At 68.9% G+C, this 16,734-nt stretch carries 20 protein-coding genes; 17 read left to right on the top strand and 3 right to left on the bottom strand.

The features are described from left to right. Positions 1-118 precede the first annotated feature (118 nt). From BUR28_RS11745 to BUR28_RS11665, 17 genes are all read left to right on the top strand, one after another. A complete protein-coding gene (locus BUR28_RS11745; RefSeq protein WP_074220295.1) occupies positions 119-1,306 on the top strand; it encodes an ABC transporter substrate-binding protein in 1,188 nt (395 codons plus the stop codon). An 8-nt stretch (positions 1,307-1,314) separates the two neighbouring features. After that, on the top strand, positions 1,315-2,283 hold the full coding sequence (locus BUR28_RS11740; protein WP_139307564.1) for a YVTN family beta-propeller repeat protein: 969 nt from the start codon (positions 1,315-1,317) through the stop codon (positions 2,281-2,283). A gap of 37 nt (positions 2,284-2,320) precedes the next feature. Beyond that, complete coding sequence (locus tag BUR28_RS11735; protein ID WP_074219394.1) at positions 2,321-2,764, top strand: cupredoxin domain-containing protein; 444 nt, start codon at positions 2,321-2,323, stop codon at positions 2,762-2,764. Between the two features lie 67 nt (positions 2,765-2,831). After that, on the top strand, positions 2,832-3,803 hold the full coding sequence (locus BUR28_RS11730; RefSeq protein WP_074220293.1) for an ABC transporter substrate-binding protein: 972 nt from the start codon (positions 2,832-2,834) through the stop codon (positions 3,801-3,803). A gap of 9 nt (positions 3,804-3,812) precedes the next feature. Further along, the gene (locus tag BUR28_RS11725) at positions 3,813-4,562 is read left to right on the top strand and encodes an ABC transporter permease (protein ID WP_074220292.1); all 750 of its coding nucleotides are present in this window, start codon (positions 3,813-3,815) and stop codon (positions 4,560-4,562) included. Next, positions 4,559-5,179: an ABC transporter ATP-binding protein gene (locus BUR28_RS11720; protein ID WP_074220291.1), complete on the top strand. Its 621-nt coding sequence runs from the start codon at positions 4,559-4,561 to the stop codon at positions 5,177-5,179. The genes BUR28_RS11725 and BUR28_RS11720 overlap by 4 nt, the downstream gene beginning before the upstream one ends. Further along, entirely contained in the window at positions 5,176-5,910 is a 735-nt protein-coding gene (locus tag BUR28_RS11715; RefSeq protein WP_074220290.1) for an ABC transporter ATP-binding protein, read from the top strand. Before BUR28_RS11720 ends, BUR28_RS11715 begins: the two co-directional genes overlap by 4 nt. Further along, entirely contained in the window at positions 5,907-6,698 is a 792-nt protein-coding gene (locus BUR28_RS11710; RefSeq protein WP_074220289.1) for an ABC transporter permease, read from the top strand. Before BUR28_RS11715 ends, BUR28_RS11710 begins: the two co-directional genes overlap by 4 nt. Positions 6,699-6,878: 180 nt before the next feature. Next, positions 6,879-7,091 (top strand): hypothetical protein, encoded by a 213-nt coding sequence (locus BUR28_RS11705; RefSeq protein WP_074220288.1) that lies wholly within the window; start codon positions 6,879-6,881, stop codon positions 7,089-7,091. A 126-nt stretch (positions 7,092-7,217) separates the two neighbouring features. Next, positions 7,218-8,018: a S49 family peptidase gene (locus tag BUR28_RS11700; protein ID WP_074220287.1), complete on the top strand. Its 801-nt coding sequence runs from the start codon at positions 7,218-7,220 to the stop codon at positions 8,016-8,018. 3 nt (positions 8,019-8,021) lie between these two features. Beyond that, positions 8,022-8,204, top strand: coding sequence for a hypothetical protein (locus BUR28_RS11695; protein ID WP_074220286.1), 183 nt, complete (start codon positions 8,022-8,024; stop codon positions 8,202-8,204). 9 nt (positions 8,205-8,213) lie between these two features. After that, positions 8,214-9,218 (top strand): calcium/sodium antiporter, encoded by a 1,005-nt coding sequence (locus tag BUR28_RS11690; RefSeq protein ID WP_074221623.1) that lies wholly within the window; start codon positions 8,214-8,216, stop codon positions 9,216-9,218. Then, positions 9,215-9,997, top strand: coding sequence for an SDR family oxidoreductase (locus BUR28_RS11685; protein ID WP_074220285.1), 783 nt, complete (start codon positions 9,215-9,217; stop codon positions 9,995-9,997). The genes BUR28_RS11690 and BUR28_RS11685 overlap by 4 nt, the downstream gene beginning before the upstream one ends. 301 nt (positions 9,998-10,298) lie before the next feature. After that, positions 10,299-12,179: an excinuclease ABC subunit UvrC gene (gene uvrC, locus BUR28_RS11680; protein ID WP_074220284.1), complete on the top strand. Its 1,881-nt coding sequence runs from the start codon at positions 10,299-10,301 to the stop codon at positions 12,177-12,179. A gap of 18 nt (positions 12,180-12,197) precedes the next feature. Next, positions 12,198-12,764, top strand: coding sequence for a CDP-diacylglycerol--glycerol-3-phosphate 3-phosphatidyltransferase (gene pgsA / locus BUR28_RS11675; RefSeq protein WP_074220283.1), 567 nt, complete (start codon positions 12,198-12,200; stop codon positions 12,762-12,764). After that, complete coding sequence (moaD, locus tag BUR28_RS11670) at positions 12,761-13,009, top strand: molybdopterin converting factor subunit 1 (RefSeq protein ID WP_139307563.1); 249 nt, start codon at positions 12,761-12,763, stop codon at positions 13,007-13,009. Before pgsA ends, moaD begins: the two co-directional genes overlap by 4 nt. 3 nt (positions 13,010-13,012) lie before the next feature. Next, positions 13,013-13,450, top strand: coding sequence for a molybdenum cofactor biosynthesis protein MoaE (locus BUR28_RS11665; protein ID WP_074220282.1), 438 nt, complete (start codon positions 13,013-13,015; stop codon positions 13,448-13,450). A 38-nt stretch (positions 13,451-13,488) separates the two neighbouring features. Here BUR28_RS11665 and BUR28_RS11660 read toward each other — a convergent pair whose 3' ends face one another. The 3 genes from BUR28_RS11660 to ubiA form a co-directional block, all read right to left on the bottom strand. After that, complete coding sequence (locus BUR28_RS11660; RefSeq protein ID WP_074220281.1) at positions 13,489-13,815, bottom strand: hypothetical protein; 327 nt, start codon at positions 13,813-13,815, stop codon at positions 13,489-13,491. Then, positions 13,802-15,700 (bottom strand): OmpA family protein, encoded by a 1,899-nt coding sequence (locus BUR28_RS11655; protein WP_074220280.1) that lies wholly within the window; start codon positions 15,698-15,700, stop codon positions 13,802-13,804. The genes BUR28_RS11660 and BUR28_RS11655 overlap by 14 nt, the downstream gene beginning before the upstream one ends. A 64-nt stretch (positions 15,701-15,764) precedes the next feature. Further along, a complete protein-coding gene (gene ubiA / locus BUR28_RS11650) occupies positions 15,765-16,730 on the bottom strand; it encodes a 4-hydroxybenzoate octaprenyltransferase (protein ID WP_074221621.1) in 966 nt (321 codons plus the stop codon). Between the last annotated feature and the right edge of the window lie 4 nt (positions 16,731-16,734).

Here is a 16,734-nt window from a genome sequence, read left to right as displayed (position 1 = left end):
TCCAAGCCTAGTACGGCCCCGGCTTTGCGCAATGCGCCTTAAGTATATGTTTCCCCTCGCGCCCGCGTTCTGGCAGGATCGATCCGGCGCCCGGAAAGAGGCGCAGGGGAGGATTGGCATGCCAAGGGTGTACGGCCTGCTTCTGGCGGGCCTGATGGCTTTGACCAGCGGTGCCGGCGCGGCATGGGCAGTCGAGGTGCGCGCCGGCGTGCTCCGCATCGATTATCCCCGCCTCGCGCCGATTTCGCGGTTCGACATCGTGCCCGACGATCTCGGCTTCGCGGGGGCGGCGCTCGGCGAGGAGGACAACGCCAGCACGGGGCGGTTCCTCGGCCACACATACGCCATTGAAACGGCGCTGGCCCCGCCCGAGGCGGCCGATGCGGCGCTCGACGAGATGCTTGCCGACGGTCTCGGTCTGGTCGTCGTTCTGGGCCGGGGCGAAGACGTGGTCCGGCTGGCCGACCGCGCCGGGTCCGATGTGCTGGTGCTGAATGCAGCGGCGCAGGAAACGGCGCTCCGCGACGCGGCGTGCCGGGCGAACCTGCTGCATGTGGTGCCCAGCAACGCGATGATGGCCGATGCGGTGGCGCAGTTCGCGATCTGGAAGAATTGGGACCGCTGGTTCCTGATCCACGGGTCGAACCCGCCCGACCGCGCGCTGGCCGACGCCTACCGCGCCGCGGCCCGGAAATTCGGCGCACGGATCGTCGAGGAACGCGAGTTCGAGGATACCGGCGGCTCGCGCCGCACCGATACCGGCCATGTCCTGGTGCAGCGGCAATTGCCGGTCTTCACCCAGGATGCGCGCGACCACGACGTGGTGATCGCCGCGGACGCCTCCGACGTCTTCGTGCCCTATCTGCCGTTCCACCTGTGGGAACCGCGCCCGGTGCTGGGCTCGGCCGGGCTGCGCCCCAACACCTTCAATCCCACGCTGGAGGCCTGGGGCGCGACGCAGTTCCAGACCCGCTTCGAGGCGCTGACGGGCCGCTATGTCCGCCCCGAGGACTACCAGGTCTGGCTTGCGCTGCGCGTCATCGGCGAGGCGGTGACGCGCACCGGGTCGGCCGACCCCGCGACCATCAGGGAGTACGTGCTGGGCGAGGAATTCGAACTCGCGGCGTTCAAGGGCGTGCCGGTGACGTTCCGCCCCTGGAACGGCCAGTTGCGTCAGCCGGTGCTGCTTTACGACGGCCGGATCAACGTAAGCGTCTCTCCCCAGGACGGCTTTCTGCACCAGCGCTCGCCGCTCGACACGATGGGCCTCGACGCGCCCGAGTCCGACTGCAACGCTTTCGAATGAGGTCCAAGATGCTGCGCATCGCTCTTCTGGCCACCACGCTTCTCGCCTCGCCCGCGCTGGCCAACAAGGTCTTCGTGTCCAACGAGAAGGGCAACACGGTCACGGTGATCGACAGCGATACCTGGGAGGTGATCCACGAGTTTCCGGCCGGCAACCGTCCCCGCGGCATCACCATGAGCCCGGACGGCGCGCTGGTCTATGTCTGCGCCTCGGACGACGACACGGTGCGGGTCTTCGACGCCGAGACCTACGAGGAACTCTACACCCTGCCCTCGGGGCCCGACCCGGAACTCTTCGTGCTCGATCATTCGGGCAACCCGCTCTACATCGCCAACGAGGACGACAACCTGGTGACGGTGGTCGATACCGAAACCCGCCAGGTGCTGGCCGAGGTGCCGGTGGGGGTGGAGCCCGAGGGGATGGCGATCAGCCCCGACGCCTCGGTGGTCATCAACACCTCCGAGACCACGAACATGGCGCATTTCATCTCGACCGAGGATTTCGAGATCAAGCACAATATCCTCGTCGACCAGCGCCCCCGCTACGCGCAATACACGGCCGATGGCGAGAAGCTTTTCGTGACCGCCGAGATCGGCGGAACGGTCAGCGTGATCGACATCGCCGGGGACGGCACGCCGAGCCTGTCCTACAAGATCGAGTTCGAGGTGCCGGGCGTGCTGCCGGAATGGCTGCAGCCGGTGGGCGCCAAGGCGACCTCGGACGGCAAGTGGCTCTTCGTGGCGCTGGGGCCGGCCAACCGGGTGGCGGTGATCGACCAGGAAAGCCACGAGGTCGTCGACTACATCATGGTCGGCCAGCGGGTCTGGCAACTCGCGTTCACGCCTGACGAGAAATACCTGCTGACGACGAACGGCAATTCCAACGACATCACGGTGATCGACGTCGAAGCCCGCAAGGCGATCCGCTCGGTCCAGGTCGGCCAGCAGCCCTGGGGCGTGGTCGTGGCGCCGGAGTGAGACGGCAGGAAAAACGGATACCGAGGGAGGAAACGGAATGAGATGTTCACTGGCGCTTGCCGCGGCGCTGATGGCGGGCCCCGCCGCCGCCGCGCCGCTCTGCGACGAACTGGGTTTCGCCGGGCTTCTGGCCAGTTGCAACCGCGGCGCGCCGATCGAATTGACGCTGGCCTCGGGCCAGCCGCTGCATTCGGGCGACCAGCCCGTCGAGCTGCAGTCGGGCGCCTATTACGAGCTGGAGATCACCGCCGACGGCTCGGCCGAGCTGGCGCTGTCGGGTCCCGGGTTTTTCCGCAACATCTGGATCAACGAGATCGTCATCAACGACATCGAGATCCGCCCGATGGCCGTGGACAGCCTGGAATTCGACGCCGCCGGCGCGGCGCGGATTTCCTTCGTCGCGATCAAGCCCGGCTCCGTCGAGTTGAAAATCCCCGGCTCCACCGGGGACAGCCAGCGCGTCCAGTTCGCAATCCGTTGACCGGAGATATCGCCCGGCGCCTAGCTTCCGGGCCGGGCCGGGCCCGAAACCAGCAGGAGGCACAGCCATGACCCTCGTTCGCACCGCTCTCTGCGCTGCCGCGCTCGCGCTTGCCGTAGTGCCGGCACTTGCCGAGGACGTGCCGAAACTCCGGGCCGCGGTGCTCAAGATCGGCACCGTGAACTGGGAACTCGCCACCATCGAGGCAAACGGCTTCGATATCGCCCACGGGTTCGACCTCGTGGTGGAGCCCTATGCCGACAACGGCGGCACCCGCGTGGCGCTGGAGGGCGGCGAGGCCGACATGGCGGTCGCCGACTGGATCTGGGTCGCCCGTCAGCGGGCCGCCGGCAAGGACTACGTGGCGATTCCCTATTCCACCGCTGTGGGCGGGCTGGTCGTGCCCGAGGACAGCGACGCGGAAGACCTGACTGATCTGGATGGCGGCAAGATCGGCATCGCCGGCGGCCCGCTCGACAAGAGCTGGCTGATCCTGCGCGCCTATGCCAGCCGCGAATACGGCATCGACCTTCAGGCCCGCACCGAGCAGGTCTTCGGCGCGCCGCCGCTGATCTTCAAGGCCGGGCTTTCGGGCGAGACCGACGGGGCGATCAATTTCTGGCACTTCCTCGCCAAGATGCAGGCGGCCGGCATGCGCGAGCTGATCTCGGTCGGCACGGCGTCCGAGGCGCTGGGGCTCGACCCCGAGACCCCGCTTCTCAGCTACGTGCTGAAGGACGGCTTCCTCGACGCGCACCCGGGGATCGGCAAGGCGCTTTACGCCGCTTCGCGCGATGCCAAGGCGCTGCTGCTGGAAAGCGACGCGGCATGGGAGGCGATCCGCCCGATCATGAACGCCAAGTCCGATGCCGAGTTCGTGCGGCTGCGCGACGCCTGGCGCGCCGGGATCCCGCAAGCGGGCAATGTCGATCCCGAGGCCGCCGACATGTTCCTGAATCTGATGGCCGAACTCGGCGGAGAGGACCTGGTGGGCCAGGCCACGACCTTGCCCGCGGGCCTGTTCGTCGACGTCGAGTGAGCGCGGCGCATGCTCGCACGGCTCGGCGTCCCGGCGGTTTCGCTGCTTGGCCTGCTGGGCCTCTGGGTCGTCGCGGCGGCGTTGACCGCCGATCCGCAGGTCTTGCCGCAGCCCTTCGCCCTGGTGGGCCCGTTCCTTGCCGAGATGCGCGCGGGGGCCTTGCCGTATCACCTCGGCCAGACGCTGATCCGCGTCGCCTGGGCCTTTGCGCTGGCCATGGGGCTGGGGCTGATCCTGGGCTTCGCGATGGGGCGCAATCCGCGGCTCGACCGCTGGCTCGACCCCTGGCTGGTGGTGTTCCTGAACCTGCCCGCGCTGGTGCTGATCGTGTTGTGCTACCTCTGGATCGGGCTGAACGAGATCGCGGCGATCACGGCGGTGACGCTGAACAAGGTGCCGAACGTGACGGTGACGATCCGCGAGGGCGCGCGCGCGCTGTCGCCCGATCTCGACGCGATGGCGCGGGTCTACCGTATGAGTGGCCGGGCGCGGCTGCGCCATGTGCTGCTGCCGCAACTCGCGCCTTTCATCGCGGCGGCGGCGCGCGGCGGGGTGGCGGTGATCTGGAAGATCGTCCTCGTGGTCGAGTTCCTGGGCCGGTCCAGCGGGATCGGGTTCCAGATCCACCTCTATTTCCAACTCTTCGAGGTGGGCATGGTGCTGGTCTATGCCCTGTCCTTCATCGCGGTGATGCTGGCCGTCGAGTGGCTGATCCTCCAGCCCTGGGAGCGGCGCGCGCGGCGCTGGCGCGACGCATGACCCGGGTCGATGTTCGCGGTAAGTCCTTCGGGTCCACGCCCGTGCTCGGCCCCATCGCCTTCGAGGTGGCGCCGGGCGAAACCGTCGCGCTGCTCGGGCCTTCGGGGATCGGCAAGTCGACGCTGCTGAGGATCGTCGCGGGCCTCGACCCGGACTTCGAGGGCGAGGTGGCGCGGCCCGAGCGGCTGGCCTTCGTGTTCCAGGAGCCGACACTCCTGCCCTGGCGGAGCGCGCTGGCCAACCTGCGCATCGTCCATCCCGGCCTGACGCGGGCGGCAGCGCGCGAGATGCTGGCGCGCGTCGGCATCGCCGACAAGGCGCGCGCCTATCCCGGCCAGCTCTCGCTCGGCCAGCAGCGGCGCCTCGCGCTGGCCCGCGCCTTCGCCGGGCCGCCCGAGCTTCTTATCATGGACGAACCCTTCGTCTCGCTCGACGCGGAGACGGCAGAGACCATGCTGGCGCTCACCGAAACGCTGATCGCAGAGGCGCGTCCGGCGACGCTCTTCGTCACCCATGCGCGGGCGGAGGCCGAGCGGCTGGCCGACCGCATCCTGCTGCTGGAAGGCACCCCGGCCACGCTGCGCCCGTCCGCCCCCCGCGCGAAGGCGTCCCGATGACCGGAAGCCCCGCGATCCGCGTTGCGCATGTCAGTCTCAGTTATGGGGCGAAGACGGCGCTGGACGACGTGTCCTTCACCCTCGGGCGTGGCCGGTTCTGCGCACTCCTCGGCCCGAACGGCGCGGGCAAGTCCAGCCTGTTTTCCCTGCTCACGCGGCTTCTGGTGACCCGGCAGGGTACCATCGAGGTTGCCGGCCACGACATTGCGCGCGCGCCGCTCGACGCGCTCAGCCGCATCGGTATCGTCTTTCAGCAGCCGACGCTGGACCTCGACATGACGGTGATGCGCAACATGCGCTATTTCGCGGCCCTGCATGGCCTGTCGGGACGCGATGCCGAGCGGCGGATCGCCGCCGCCCTCGACAGGCTCAACATGCGCGAACGGTCGGGCGAGACGGTGCGCGCGCTGAACGGCGGGCACCGGCGGCGGATGGAGATCGCGCGTGCGCTGGTCCACGACCCCGAGGTGCTTCTGCTCGACGAACCGACCGTCGGCCTCGATACCGCGGCGCGACGCGCGATCACCGACCATGTGCACGACCTGGCCGCCGAGGGGCTGAGCGTGCTCTGGGCCACGCATCTGGTGGACGAGATCGAGCCCGGGGATGACGTGGTGGTGCTGCATCGCGGCCGCGTGCTGCAACAGGCGACGGCGGCCGAGGTGGCGGGCAACCGCCCGCTGATCGACGCCTTCATCGAGATGACCGGCGGCAACGAGGCGCGGGCATGAAAGGCTGGCTGACGTCCCTGACCGCCATCGTCACGCGCGAAGCTCTGCGGTTCGTGCACCAGCGGGGGCGCTTTCTCTCGGCGCTGGTGCGGCCGCTGGTCTGGCTCGTGGTCTTCGCCGCGGGGTTCCGCGCGGCGCTGGGTCTGTCGATTATCCCGCCCTACCAGACCTACATCACCTATGAGGTCTACATCGTCCCCGGCCTTTGCGGGATGATCCAGCTGTTCAACGGGATGCAGTCCTCGCTGGCGCTGGTCTACGATCAGGAAATGGGTTCGATGCGGCTCTTGCTGACCTCGCCGCAGCCGCGCTGGTGGCTGTTGTTCTGCAAGCTGCTTGCCGGCGTCGCGGTTTCGCTGTTGCAGGTCTACGCCTTCCTCGGGATCGCCGCCCTCTTCGGGATCGCCATGCCGCCCCTGGGCTATCTCTATGTGTTTCCGGCGCTGGTGCTCTCGGGGCTGATGCTGGGCGCGCTGGGCTTGCTGATCTCCTCGACGGTCAAGCAACTGGAGAATTTCGCCGGCGTGATGAACTTCGTGATCTTCCCGATGTTCTTCCTGTCCACGGCGCTCTACCCGCTGTGGAAGATGGCCGAGAGCTCGGACCTGTTGCGCGACATCTGCGCGGCGAACCCCTTTACCCACGCGGTCGAACTGATCCGGTTTTCGCTCTATGGCAGCTTCAACCCCTGGGCGCTGTTCTGGGTCTGCGCAGGATTCGTCGTCTTCTTCCTGCTGTCGCTCGTCGGGTACGACCCGGCGCGCGGCCTGATGCGGCGGCGCGGCTAGAGACGGGCAGGGATTGCCCGGAAACAGGGCAGATGCCGCAAGGACTGCTCAAATGTCGGATTTGCGTCTGCAGCATTCATCGCGCCGCAGCGCAGCATTGCGTCCGCCCGGCGGTGCGTCAACGCTTCGCGAAGGGTTTCCTGCCAACCTTGCGGCAGGAGCTGACCAGCGAGGTCCCCCATGATCGAACTCGTCTTCATCGCCTGTTTCAGCGCGGCCCAGACCGCCCCCGGCCTCTGCGAGGAACGCAGCCTGATCTTCACCGAGATCTCGCCCATGACCTGCACGATGGGCGCCCAGCCCGAGTTGGCCCGCTGGGTGCGGACGCATCCGGACTGGACGATTTCGCGCTGGACCTGCCGCTACCTCGATACCGCGCAAAAGGATGTCTGACCGCGTGCGGCCGCCGCGCTTGGGCGACCGGCGCCGCCGGGAGCGCGGGCGGCGATGGCGCAACAGGTGCGGGCCATTTGAACTGCCGCCTTGTTCGGGGCTTTCGCCCGGCCTACATGCGAGGCCATGCAACGTTGGCTCCCCTTCCTGAAATCCGGCCCCCTTGTGTCGGTGGTCCGTCTCTCCGGCCCCATCGCGGCCTCGCCGCGGGGCACGAGCCTGTCCGACGCGGGTCTTGCCCAGGTGATCGAGCGGGCGTTCCGGCGCGGCCGGCCCAGGGCGGTGGCGCTCGCGATCAACTCGCCCGGCGGGTCGCCCGTGCAAAGCGCGCTGATCGCCGCCCGGATCCGCCGGCTGGCGCAGGAGCACGAGCTGCCGGTCTATGCCTTCGTCGAGGATGTGGCCGCCTCGGGCGGCTACTGGCTCGCCTGCGCGGCGGACGAGATCTGGGCCGACCGCGCCTCGCTCCTCGGCTCCATCGGGGTGATCTACGCGGGCTTCGGTTTTCCCGAGCTGATCGCCCGCTACGGCGTGGAGCGGCGGGTGCACACCGCGGGCGAGAGCAAGAGCTTTCTCGACCCGTTCCAGCCGGAGAAATCGGAGGACGTGGAGCGGCTGATGCAGCTTCAGACCCCGATTCACGAGGCGTTCAAGGCGCATGTGCGCGCGCGCCGCGGCGCGAAGCTCGCCACCGACACGAACCTGTTCACCGGGGATGTCTGGGCCGGTGACGAGGCGGTCAAGCTCGGCCTGGCCGACGGCATCGGACACCTTGTGCCGAAGATGAAGGAACGATTCGGCGACAAGGTGAGATTCGCGCTGCACACGCCGCGCCGGGGGCTGTGGACGCGGCTCGGCGCGCCCTCGGTTGCGGCGATCGCCGAGGAAGTCGAAGCACGCGCGCTCTGGGCGCGTTACGGGCTCTGAGCGATGATAGTCAAGATCGTGTCCCTGTTCCTGGTCGGCATGGCGGTGCTCGCCATGTTCGGCCGCCTGCGCCTGCCGCGCCCCCGGGCGGGGCGTCTCTCGCTGGGCCGGGCGCGGCCAGCGAAATGCCTCCATTGCGGACGGCACCGGATCGGCAGCGGGCCCTGCCCCTGCGGAAAGGGCTGACGCCACGTGATCGTCGATCTGCTCTATGCCGCGCTCGGGCTCACGATCCTGCTTCTGGCCGGCGACAGCCTGGTGCGGGGCGCGGTCAACCTCTCGCTCCGGCTCGGCGTGCCGGCGCTGATCGTCAGCCTGACCATCGTGGCCTTCGGCACGTCGGCGCCGGAACTCCTGATCTCCGTCAAGGCGGTGCTCGAGAACGCGCCGGGCATCGCGTTGGGCAATGTCGTGGGGTCGAACACGGCCAACGTGCTGCTCGTTCTGGGCGTGCCGGCGCTGATGACGGGGCTCAGCACCCACGAATGCGACACGCGCCGCACCTACACCCTGATGCTGGCGGCCAGCCTGTTCTTCCTCTCGTTGTGCCTCGTCGGGCCATTGACCTGGGTCCATGGGCTCGCGCTCTTGGCGGTGCTGACCGTCGTGCTGGCCGACGCCTTCCTGTCGGCCCGTAACTACCGCCGCGACAACGCCGTGCTGGCAGGGCCAACGCCTGATCCGGGCGCAGGCGCGGCCCCGGACGCGCCCGCCGAGCCGGAGATCGACGAGATCGAAGGCGCCGACCCCAGCCTCGGCTGGCCCAAGATCCTGGTGTTCCTGGCGCTCGGCCTGCTGGGCCTGCCCCTGGGCGCCGATCTGCTGGTCGACAGTTCCATGAACATCGCCCGCACCCTGGGCGTGTCCGAGACGGTGATCGGCCTCACGCTGGTGGCCCTCGGCACCTCGCTTCCCGAGCTGGCAACCACGGTCATGGCGGCGCTGCGCCGGCAGGCGGATGTGGCGATGGGCAACGTGATCGGGTCGAACATGTTCAACCTGCTCGCGATCATCGGCTTGGCAAGCCTGGTCGGCGATATCCCCGTGCCGGCCGAAATGCTGCGGTTCGACCTGTGGGTGATGCTGGGGGCTTCGGTCCTGCTGGTGCCCTTCATCTTCCTGAAGTGGGGGCTGGGCCGCGCCTGGGGCGCCGTTTTCCTCGGCTTGTACGCTCTTTACATCCTGATGGTGCTGACATGACGGAACGGGCACTCGTGACCGGAGGGGCCAGGCGCCTGGGCCGGTCGATGGCGCTTCACCTGGCCGAGCGCGGCGTCGACGTGGCGGTGCATTACGCCGGCAGCGCCGAGGCGGCCGAAGAGACCGCCGCCGAAATTCGCGCGCTGGGCCGCCGGGCCGCCACGCTGCAGGCCGACCTGCTGGACGAAACGGAGGCCGGCGCGCTGGTCGGCCGCGCGGCCGAGGCGCTGGGCGGGCCGCTGACCGTGCTGGTCAACAACGCCTCGATCTTCGAACACGACACGATCCACACCGCGACGCGCGAAAGCTGGGACCGACACATCGGGTCGAACCTGCGCGCCCCGTTCCTGCTGACGCAGGCATTCGCGCACCAGGCCCCCGAGCATGGGGTTTGCGAAGCGGGCGAGCCCTGCGCCTCCGGGCTCGTCGTCAACATGATCGACCAGCGGGTGCTGAAGCCGACGCCCGAGTTCATGACCTACACGCTGGCGAAGATGGGCCTTTGGGCCTTTACCCGCACGGCGGCCCAGGCGCTGGCCCCGGCGATCCGGGTCAACGCGATCGGTCCGGGGCCGACGCTGCGCGGCGGCCGGCAGAGCGAGGATCACTTCGCCCGGCAGCGCGCCGCGACGATCCTCGGGCGCGGCGGAAGCCCCGACGAGATCTGTGCGGCGCTCGATTATTTCCTCGCCGCGCCGGGGGTTACCGGGCAGCTGATCTGCGTCGATGGCGGGCAGCACCTGGCCTGGCAAACCCCTGACGTGCTCGGGGTGGAGTAGGCGTCCCGCGCTCGCCGCGTCCGTTAACTTTTCCACCGCCCGTCGGAGGGTCATATTATCTTCACGAATTCTTTAGGAATTTCAGAGATTTGTCCGGGCGCAAGAAATAATCCTTGTAAATCAATGGCATGATATGTCGCCTAAAAATTGAGCAAACCATTGAACGGGGCGGAAAACAATTAAAATTTCGCGACGCCCCAAGCTTATGCGCAGACTTATCCACAGATTTCGTGGACATGTTTTGTCTTGATACAAGTCATTTTGCGTTGCAGCCAAGGCGAGGAATCACGATCTGCCTGACATGACCGCACCGACGACCGACCCCGACGTGGACGCCCGGCCCACGGGACATGCCTGCATCCAGTCCTACCTGCCGACGCTGGACAACTCCCCCGGCGTCTACCGGATGCTCGATGCCGAGAGCCGGGTCCTTTACGTCGGCAAGGCGCGGAACCTGAAGAAGCGGGTGGCGAACTACGCCAAGCCCTCGGGCCATTCGGCGCGGATCGCGCGGATGATCCGCGAGACCGCTTCGATGATGTTCCTCAGCACGCGCACCGAGACCGAGGCGCTCCTGCTGGAGCAGAACCTCATCAAGCAGCTCAAGCCGCGCTACAACGTGCTGCTGCGCGACGACAAGAGCTTCCCGAACATCCTGATCCCCAAGGATCATCCCTTCCCCCAGATCCGGAAACATCGCGGCGCCAAGACCGAGAAGGGCGCCTATTTCGGCCCCTTCGCGTCGGCGGGCGCGGTCAACCGCACGCTGAACCAGCTGCAGAAGGTGTTCCTGCTCAGGAACTGCTCGGATTCGATGTTCGAAAGCCGGACGCGGCCCTGTCTGCTTTACCAGATCAAGCGCTGTTCCGGCCCCTGCGTCGGGCGCATCTCCGAAGAGGCGTACGCGGCTTCGGTGCGCGACGCCGAACGCTTCCTGCAGGGCAAATCCACCGGTGTGCAGGAGGCGCTGGCCGCCGAGATGGAGGCCGCCGCCGAGGCGCTGGAATTCGAGCGCGCCGCCGCGCTGCGCGACCGCATTCGCGCGCTGACGCAGGTGCAGTCGGTACAGGGCATCAACCCCCGCGGCGTGGCCGAGGCCGACGTCGTCGCGCTCCACATGGAGGGCGGGCAGGCCTGCGTGCAGGTGTTCTTCATCCGCGCGAACCAGAACTGGGGCAACCGCGACTACTATCCGAAAACCGGCTCGGGCGCCGATGCGGCCGAGGTTCTGCGCGGCTTCCTCGGCCAGTTCTACGAGAACAAGGAGCCGCCCCGGCTGATCCTGCTGTCCCACGACATCGAGGACCGGGCGCTGATGCAGGAGGCCCTGTCGGAGCGCGCGGGCCGCAAGGTCCAGATCGCGATGCCCCAGCGCGGCGAAAAGGCCGACCTCGTCGCCGGCGCCGCCCGCAACGCCCGCGAAAGCCTGGGCCGCCGGCTGGCCGAAAGCGCCGCCCAGGGCAAGCTGCTCGCCGGGCTGGCCGAGGCGTTCGACCTCGACGCGCCGCCGAAGCGGATCGAGATCTACGACAACTCCCACATTCAGGGCACCAACGCGGTGGGCGCGATGGTCGTGGCCGGCCCCGAGGGCTTTGTCAAAAGCCAGTATCGCAAGTTCAACATCCGCGGCGACAGCCTGACGCCGGGTGACGATTTCGGCATGATGAAGGAGGTTCTCACCCGCCGCTTCCAGCGTCTGCTGAAGGAAGACCCCGACCGCGAGGGCGAAACCTGGCCGGACCTGCTGCTGATCGACGGCGGCGCCGGACAGGTCGCGGCGGTGGCGGGTATCCTCGGCGATCTGGGCGTCGAGGACATCCCCGTGGTCGGCGTCGCCAAGGGCATCGACCGCGACGCCGGGAAAGAGGAGTTCCACCGCCCCGGCCAGCGCCCCTTCGCGCTGAAGCGCAACGACCCGGTGCTGTATTTCACCCAGCGCCTGCGCGACGAGGCGCACCGCTTCGCCATCGGCGCGCATCGCCAGAAGCGGTCCAAGGCCGTGGGCGCGACGCCGCTGGACGAAATCCCCGGCGTGGGTGCTACCCGCAAGCGCGCGCTGCTCACCCATTTCGGCAGCGCCAAGGCGGTCAGCCGGGCGGGGCTGGCCGACCTCAAGGCCGTGGACGGCATTTCCGACAGCCTGGCCGAGAAGATCCACGCCTTCTTCCATGAGCGCGGCTGACGCGGTAAGGAGCGGGGCATGACATGGACCCTGCCCAACATCCTCTCGGTGCTGCGCCTGTTCGCCGCGCTGCTGTTCCCGCTGATCTACTTCGTCTGGGACAGCCCGACCGCCGACCTCGTCGCGGTGCTGGTCTTCGTCGGCGCCTCGATCACCGACTGGGTGGACGGCTACATCGCGCGCGCCTGGAACCAGACCAGCCGCTTCGGCGCGATGGTCGACCCGATTGCCGACAAGGCCATGGTGCTGGTGGCGCTGCTGGTGGTGGTGGCGCAGTTCGGGATGCCGCTCTGGATCACCCTCGCCGCCGGCGTCATCGTGTTCCGCGAGGTGTTCGTCTCGGGGCTGCGGGAATTCCTGGGCGCGAGCGCGCGCCAGCTTCAGGTGACCAGGCTCGCCAAGTGGAAGACCACGGTGCAGATGGTGGCGCTGACCGTGCTGCTCGCCCATGGCCTCTTCGCCTCCGCGGCGGTGGAGGTGCTGGGCACGGGGCTGCTGCTGCTTGCCGCGGGGCTGACCTTCGTGACCGGAACGGAGTATTTTCTCAAGGCCTGGCCCCATCTGCGGGAGGAGACGGGCAAATGATCGACGTGCTGTATTTCGCCTGGGTCCGCGAACGGATCGGCCTGCCGAAGGAACGGGTCGAGACCTCCGCCGCCACGGTCGCGGAGCTCGTCGAGGAGTTGAAGGCGCGGGAGGAGCGGTATGCCGCGGCCTTCGCCGACCTTTCGGCGCTGCGCGTCGCGGTGGACCAGGACCTGGCCGAATTCGACGCGCCGCTGGCCGGCGTGCGCGAGGTGGCGTTCTTCCCGCCGATGACGGGGGGCTGACCGGTGCGGGTGCGCGTCCAGGCCGAGCCGTTCGATTTCGGCGCGGAATGCGCGAGCTTCGCCGCCGGGCGCCCCGACGTGGGCGCGGTGGTGACCTTCGCGGGGCGGGTGCGCGACGATGGCGGGCTCGACCGGATGGAGCTGGAACACTATCCGGGCATGACCGAGGCGGCGCTCGCGAAGATCGCGTCCGAGGCCGTCGCGCGCTGGGCCTTGAAGGACTGTCTCGTGATCCACCGCGTCGGCCCGATGCGGCCGGGCGAGACGATCATGATGGTCGCCACCGCCGCGCCGCATCGCGCCGATGCCTTTGCCGCGGCCGAGTTCCTGATGGACTTCCTGAAATCCCGGGCGCCGTTCTGGAAGAAGGAATACGGCGCCGACGGCGCGGCCTGGGTGGCGGCGAAGGACGAGGACGAGGCCGCGCTGGGCCGCTGGTGAGGCCGCAGGCGGCGGGCCGACCGTCGCGGCGTCAGGCGCTAGTCCGCGCTGATCCGTTCGACATAGGCGCGCAGTTCGTCGGCCTCGTGGCGCGCGTCCCTCAGCCCGTCCATCGCCGCGCGCAGTTCCGCCTCGGACTGGCTGAGACGGTTGGTCAGCTCGGCTTCGCGCTGATGCAGATAGGCGATCGCCTGGTCGCGGCTTTCCTCGGCCTCGTGCAGGGCATGCGCCATGTGGTCGAGATCGTCCATGTTCTCGTGCGTCACGCGCGTCAGGCGCCCCACCAGCCAGGAGGCGGCCCATCCCAGGAGGAACGCCGCGAACAACACCAGCGCCGTAACGATCACGAACTCAGTCCTGTCCATCCTCTCCTCCGTCGCCCGCCGTCGCGGTGTCTTGATCGGGTTGTTCGCTTGCGTCCGTATCCTCCGCCGGGATCAGGCGGAACTCGATCCGTCGGTTCGCCTCGCGGCCGTCCTCGGTTCCGTTATCCGCGATCGGCCGGCTTTCGCCATACCCTTTCGCGGTCAGGTTCGAGGTCAGCACGCGCCGCGCCATCAGCGCGGTCAGCACCGCCTCTGCCCGGCGCTGGCTGAGCGAGGCGTTCATTTCCTCGCCGCCCTGGCTGTCGGTGTGCCCGCCGATCTCGATCCGTGCGCCGGGGCAGCCGCGCAGCACGTCGGCGATCCGGTCGACCACCCGCACCGCCGACCCCTCGATGTCCGTCGAGCCGGGCGCGAAGGTGATCTTCTCCTTGGCGAGGATCTCGCCGATCCGGGCCACGCATTGCGCGGGCGAGGGCCGGTTGTCGGGCACCGCCGGCGGCGCCCGATAGGTGATCTCCAGCTGGAAATCCTGCGCGTCCCCCAGCCGGTCCGAAAGCGTGCGCGCGATTCGCGCCTTCGCGGTGTCGTCCATCGTGAGCCCGCTGAGTTTCACGAAGCCGGCCTGCACGATCACCGACCCGTTGCGCAGCTGCGAAAGCGCCTCGAGCCCGGCCAGCATGCGCAGCGGCCAGCCCTCGGGCAATGCCGGGTCGATGCGCATCGCCGCGTGGATGCGCTCGCGGCCGAAGCGCGACCGCGCATAGCTTTCGGCCGCCGCCAGCGCCAGCGCGTCGGGCACCCGACCGCGCAACTGGACCAGGCCCTCGGGGCTGAGGGTGGCGACGAACTCGGCGGGACCGTCCTCGCCGCCGCTTCCATCCACCTTGACCGGTTCGGCAAGGACCGCGTGCAGGTCGAACGGCGCCGGCAGCGCGGCCTCGAAATCGGCGACGGCCTTGTCGAACCGCGCCCGGTCGCTGCCGGTCCGGGCCACCAGCGTCACGTCGCCGTCCGAGAAGGTCAGCGCCCCGCCGCCGATCCGGCCGAGCGCCGCGATCCCCTCGGCCACCGCCTGCCCCCAGCCCGGATCGGGCACGCCGAGGCCCAGCAGGCAGTCGGGCGTGCCGACATAGCCGACCTGCCGGGCGGCGTCGAGAATCGCCTCGGTCGCGACCGCGCTGTCGGTGGCGCAGGCGTCGAAACGGGCGCCGCCGTCGTCCAGCAGGAAGCGCAGGGTGAACGGCGCGATCATCGGCCGGGGCGCGGAAATGTCGAGGGCGAGTTCCAGCCCCTCGGGCGCCGCGGCGGCAAGATCGCGTTCCAGCCGCGCCTTCCGGGCCGCGCTGTCCGAGATCGCGTTGATCGCCACGCGGCCGGGCGCGATCGAGACCTTGGCGCTCTCCAGACGTTCGAGCGCCTCCAGCCCGAAGTCGAGCGCGGCTTCCCACCCGTCCGGGGCCGGGTGACTGGCGCTGTCCAGCATGTCGGTGACGGTCTTACGCCCGGCGATGCGCGACAGGGTGCGGGCCAGCGCGTCGCGGTCGGTGGCCTCGGGCAGCAGCCCGATGACCGAGATGCCGCCGTCGTTGCGCAGCAGCTCCACCCCGAACTCGGGCGGGGACAGCGCGTTGGGCGGCTCGACCTCGATCCCGTCGAGCACATGGGCCGCGTCGACCACCGCCCCGGCCGCCGAAAGCGCGTGGAACCGCGCCGCCTCGTCGGGGGCGGTGCCGGCGAGATGCACCAGCATGCCGTCGGCCTCCGCGGTGGCCCAGTCGATCCCCGCCTCGGCAAGCGCGGTGCGCACCGCCTTGCCGGTGCGCGACTCCAGCAGGTCCACCGCCGCCAGCGCCGCGATCAGGCAAAGCCCGGCGGCCAGCGCGATCACGGCGGGCGTCAGCAGGCGATAGGCCAGGTGGGTCATGCGCGTCTCCCGGCGGTCGGGGTCACGGGACGTTCCTCTCTGGGCGGGCACGGGCGCTGCGCCATCATGCCAGGACCGCGAGGCCGAAGAACAGCACCGGAATGAGCCCGGCATCGCGGTTCGCGCGGAACAATGCAAGACAGGTGTCGCCGTCGTCGATATCGAGCTGGCGCAACTGCCAGTAGAGATGCGCGCCGAAGCCCGCCACCCCCATCAGCGCCACGATGACGGCGGTCCGGTTCTCGGCCGGGCCGATCGCACCCAGCGCCGCGAGCGCCATCAGGATCAGGCTCGCGACCAGGAACTGCTGCAGGCGCAGCGCGGTCTGGTCGCCGAACAGCAGGGCGGTGGACTTCACCCCGATCAGGGCGTCGTCCTCCTTGTCCTGGTGGGCGTAGATCGTGTCGTAGAAGATCGTCCAGCAGATGCCCGCGGCATAGAGGAACACCGCCGGCCAGCCCAGCGAGCCGGTATGCGCGACCCAGGCCAGAAGCGCGCCCCAGTTGAACGCGAGCCCAAGGAAGATCTGCGGCCAGTAGGTGAACCGCTTGGCGAAGGGATAGATCGCGACAAGCCCCAGCGAGGCCACGCCCATGGCGATGGCAGCCCCGTTGAAGGTGATGAGGATCAGGAACGCGGTCAGCGATTGCAGCACCATCCAGACGACCGCGTTCGTCACCGACACCTGCCCCGAGGGAATCGGCCGCGACCGGGTGCGCGCCACGCCCGCGTCGATCTCGCGGTCGGTGATGTCGTTCCAGGTGCAGCCCGCCCCCCGCATCAGCCACGCGCCGATCCCGGTGCCGAGCACGATCCAGATGTCGATCCAGCGGAACCCCGTGCCGGCCGCGGCCAGCGCCACGCCCCACCAGCAGGGCAGCAGCAAGAGCCACGTCCCGATCGGACGGTCCGCGCGCGACAGCCGCAGATAGGGCCGCGCCCAATCGGGTGCCTCGCGGTCGACCCAGTTGCCCTTGTAGGCATCGGCGACCTGGCCCTGCGGCTCTGGCGTTTCGGCGGTGTCAGGCATATCA

Source organism: Rhodovulum sp. ES.010, from assembly GCF_900142935.1.
GTDB lineage: Bacteria > Pseudomonadota > Alphaproteobacteria > Rhodobacterales > Rhodobacteraceae > Rhodovulum.
This window is presented reverse-complemented; position numbering and strand designations above follow the sequence as displayed.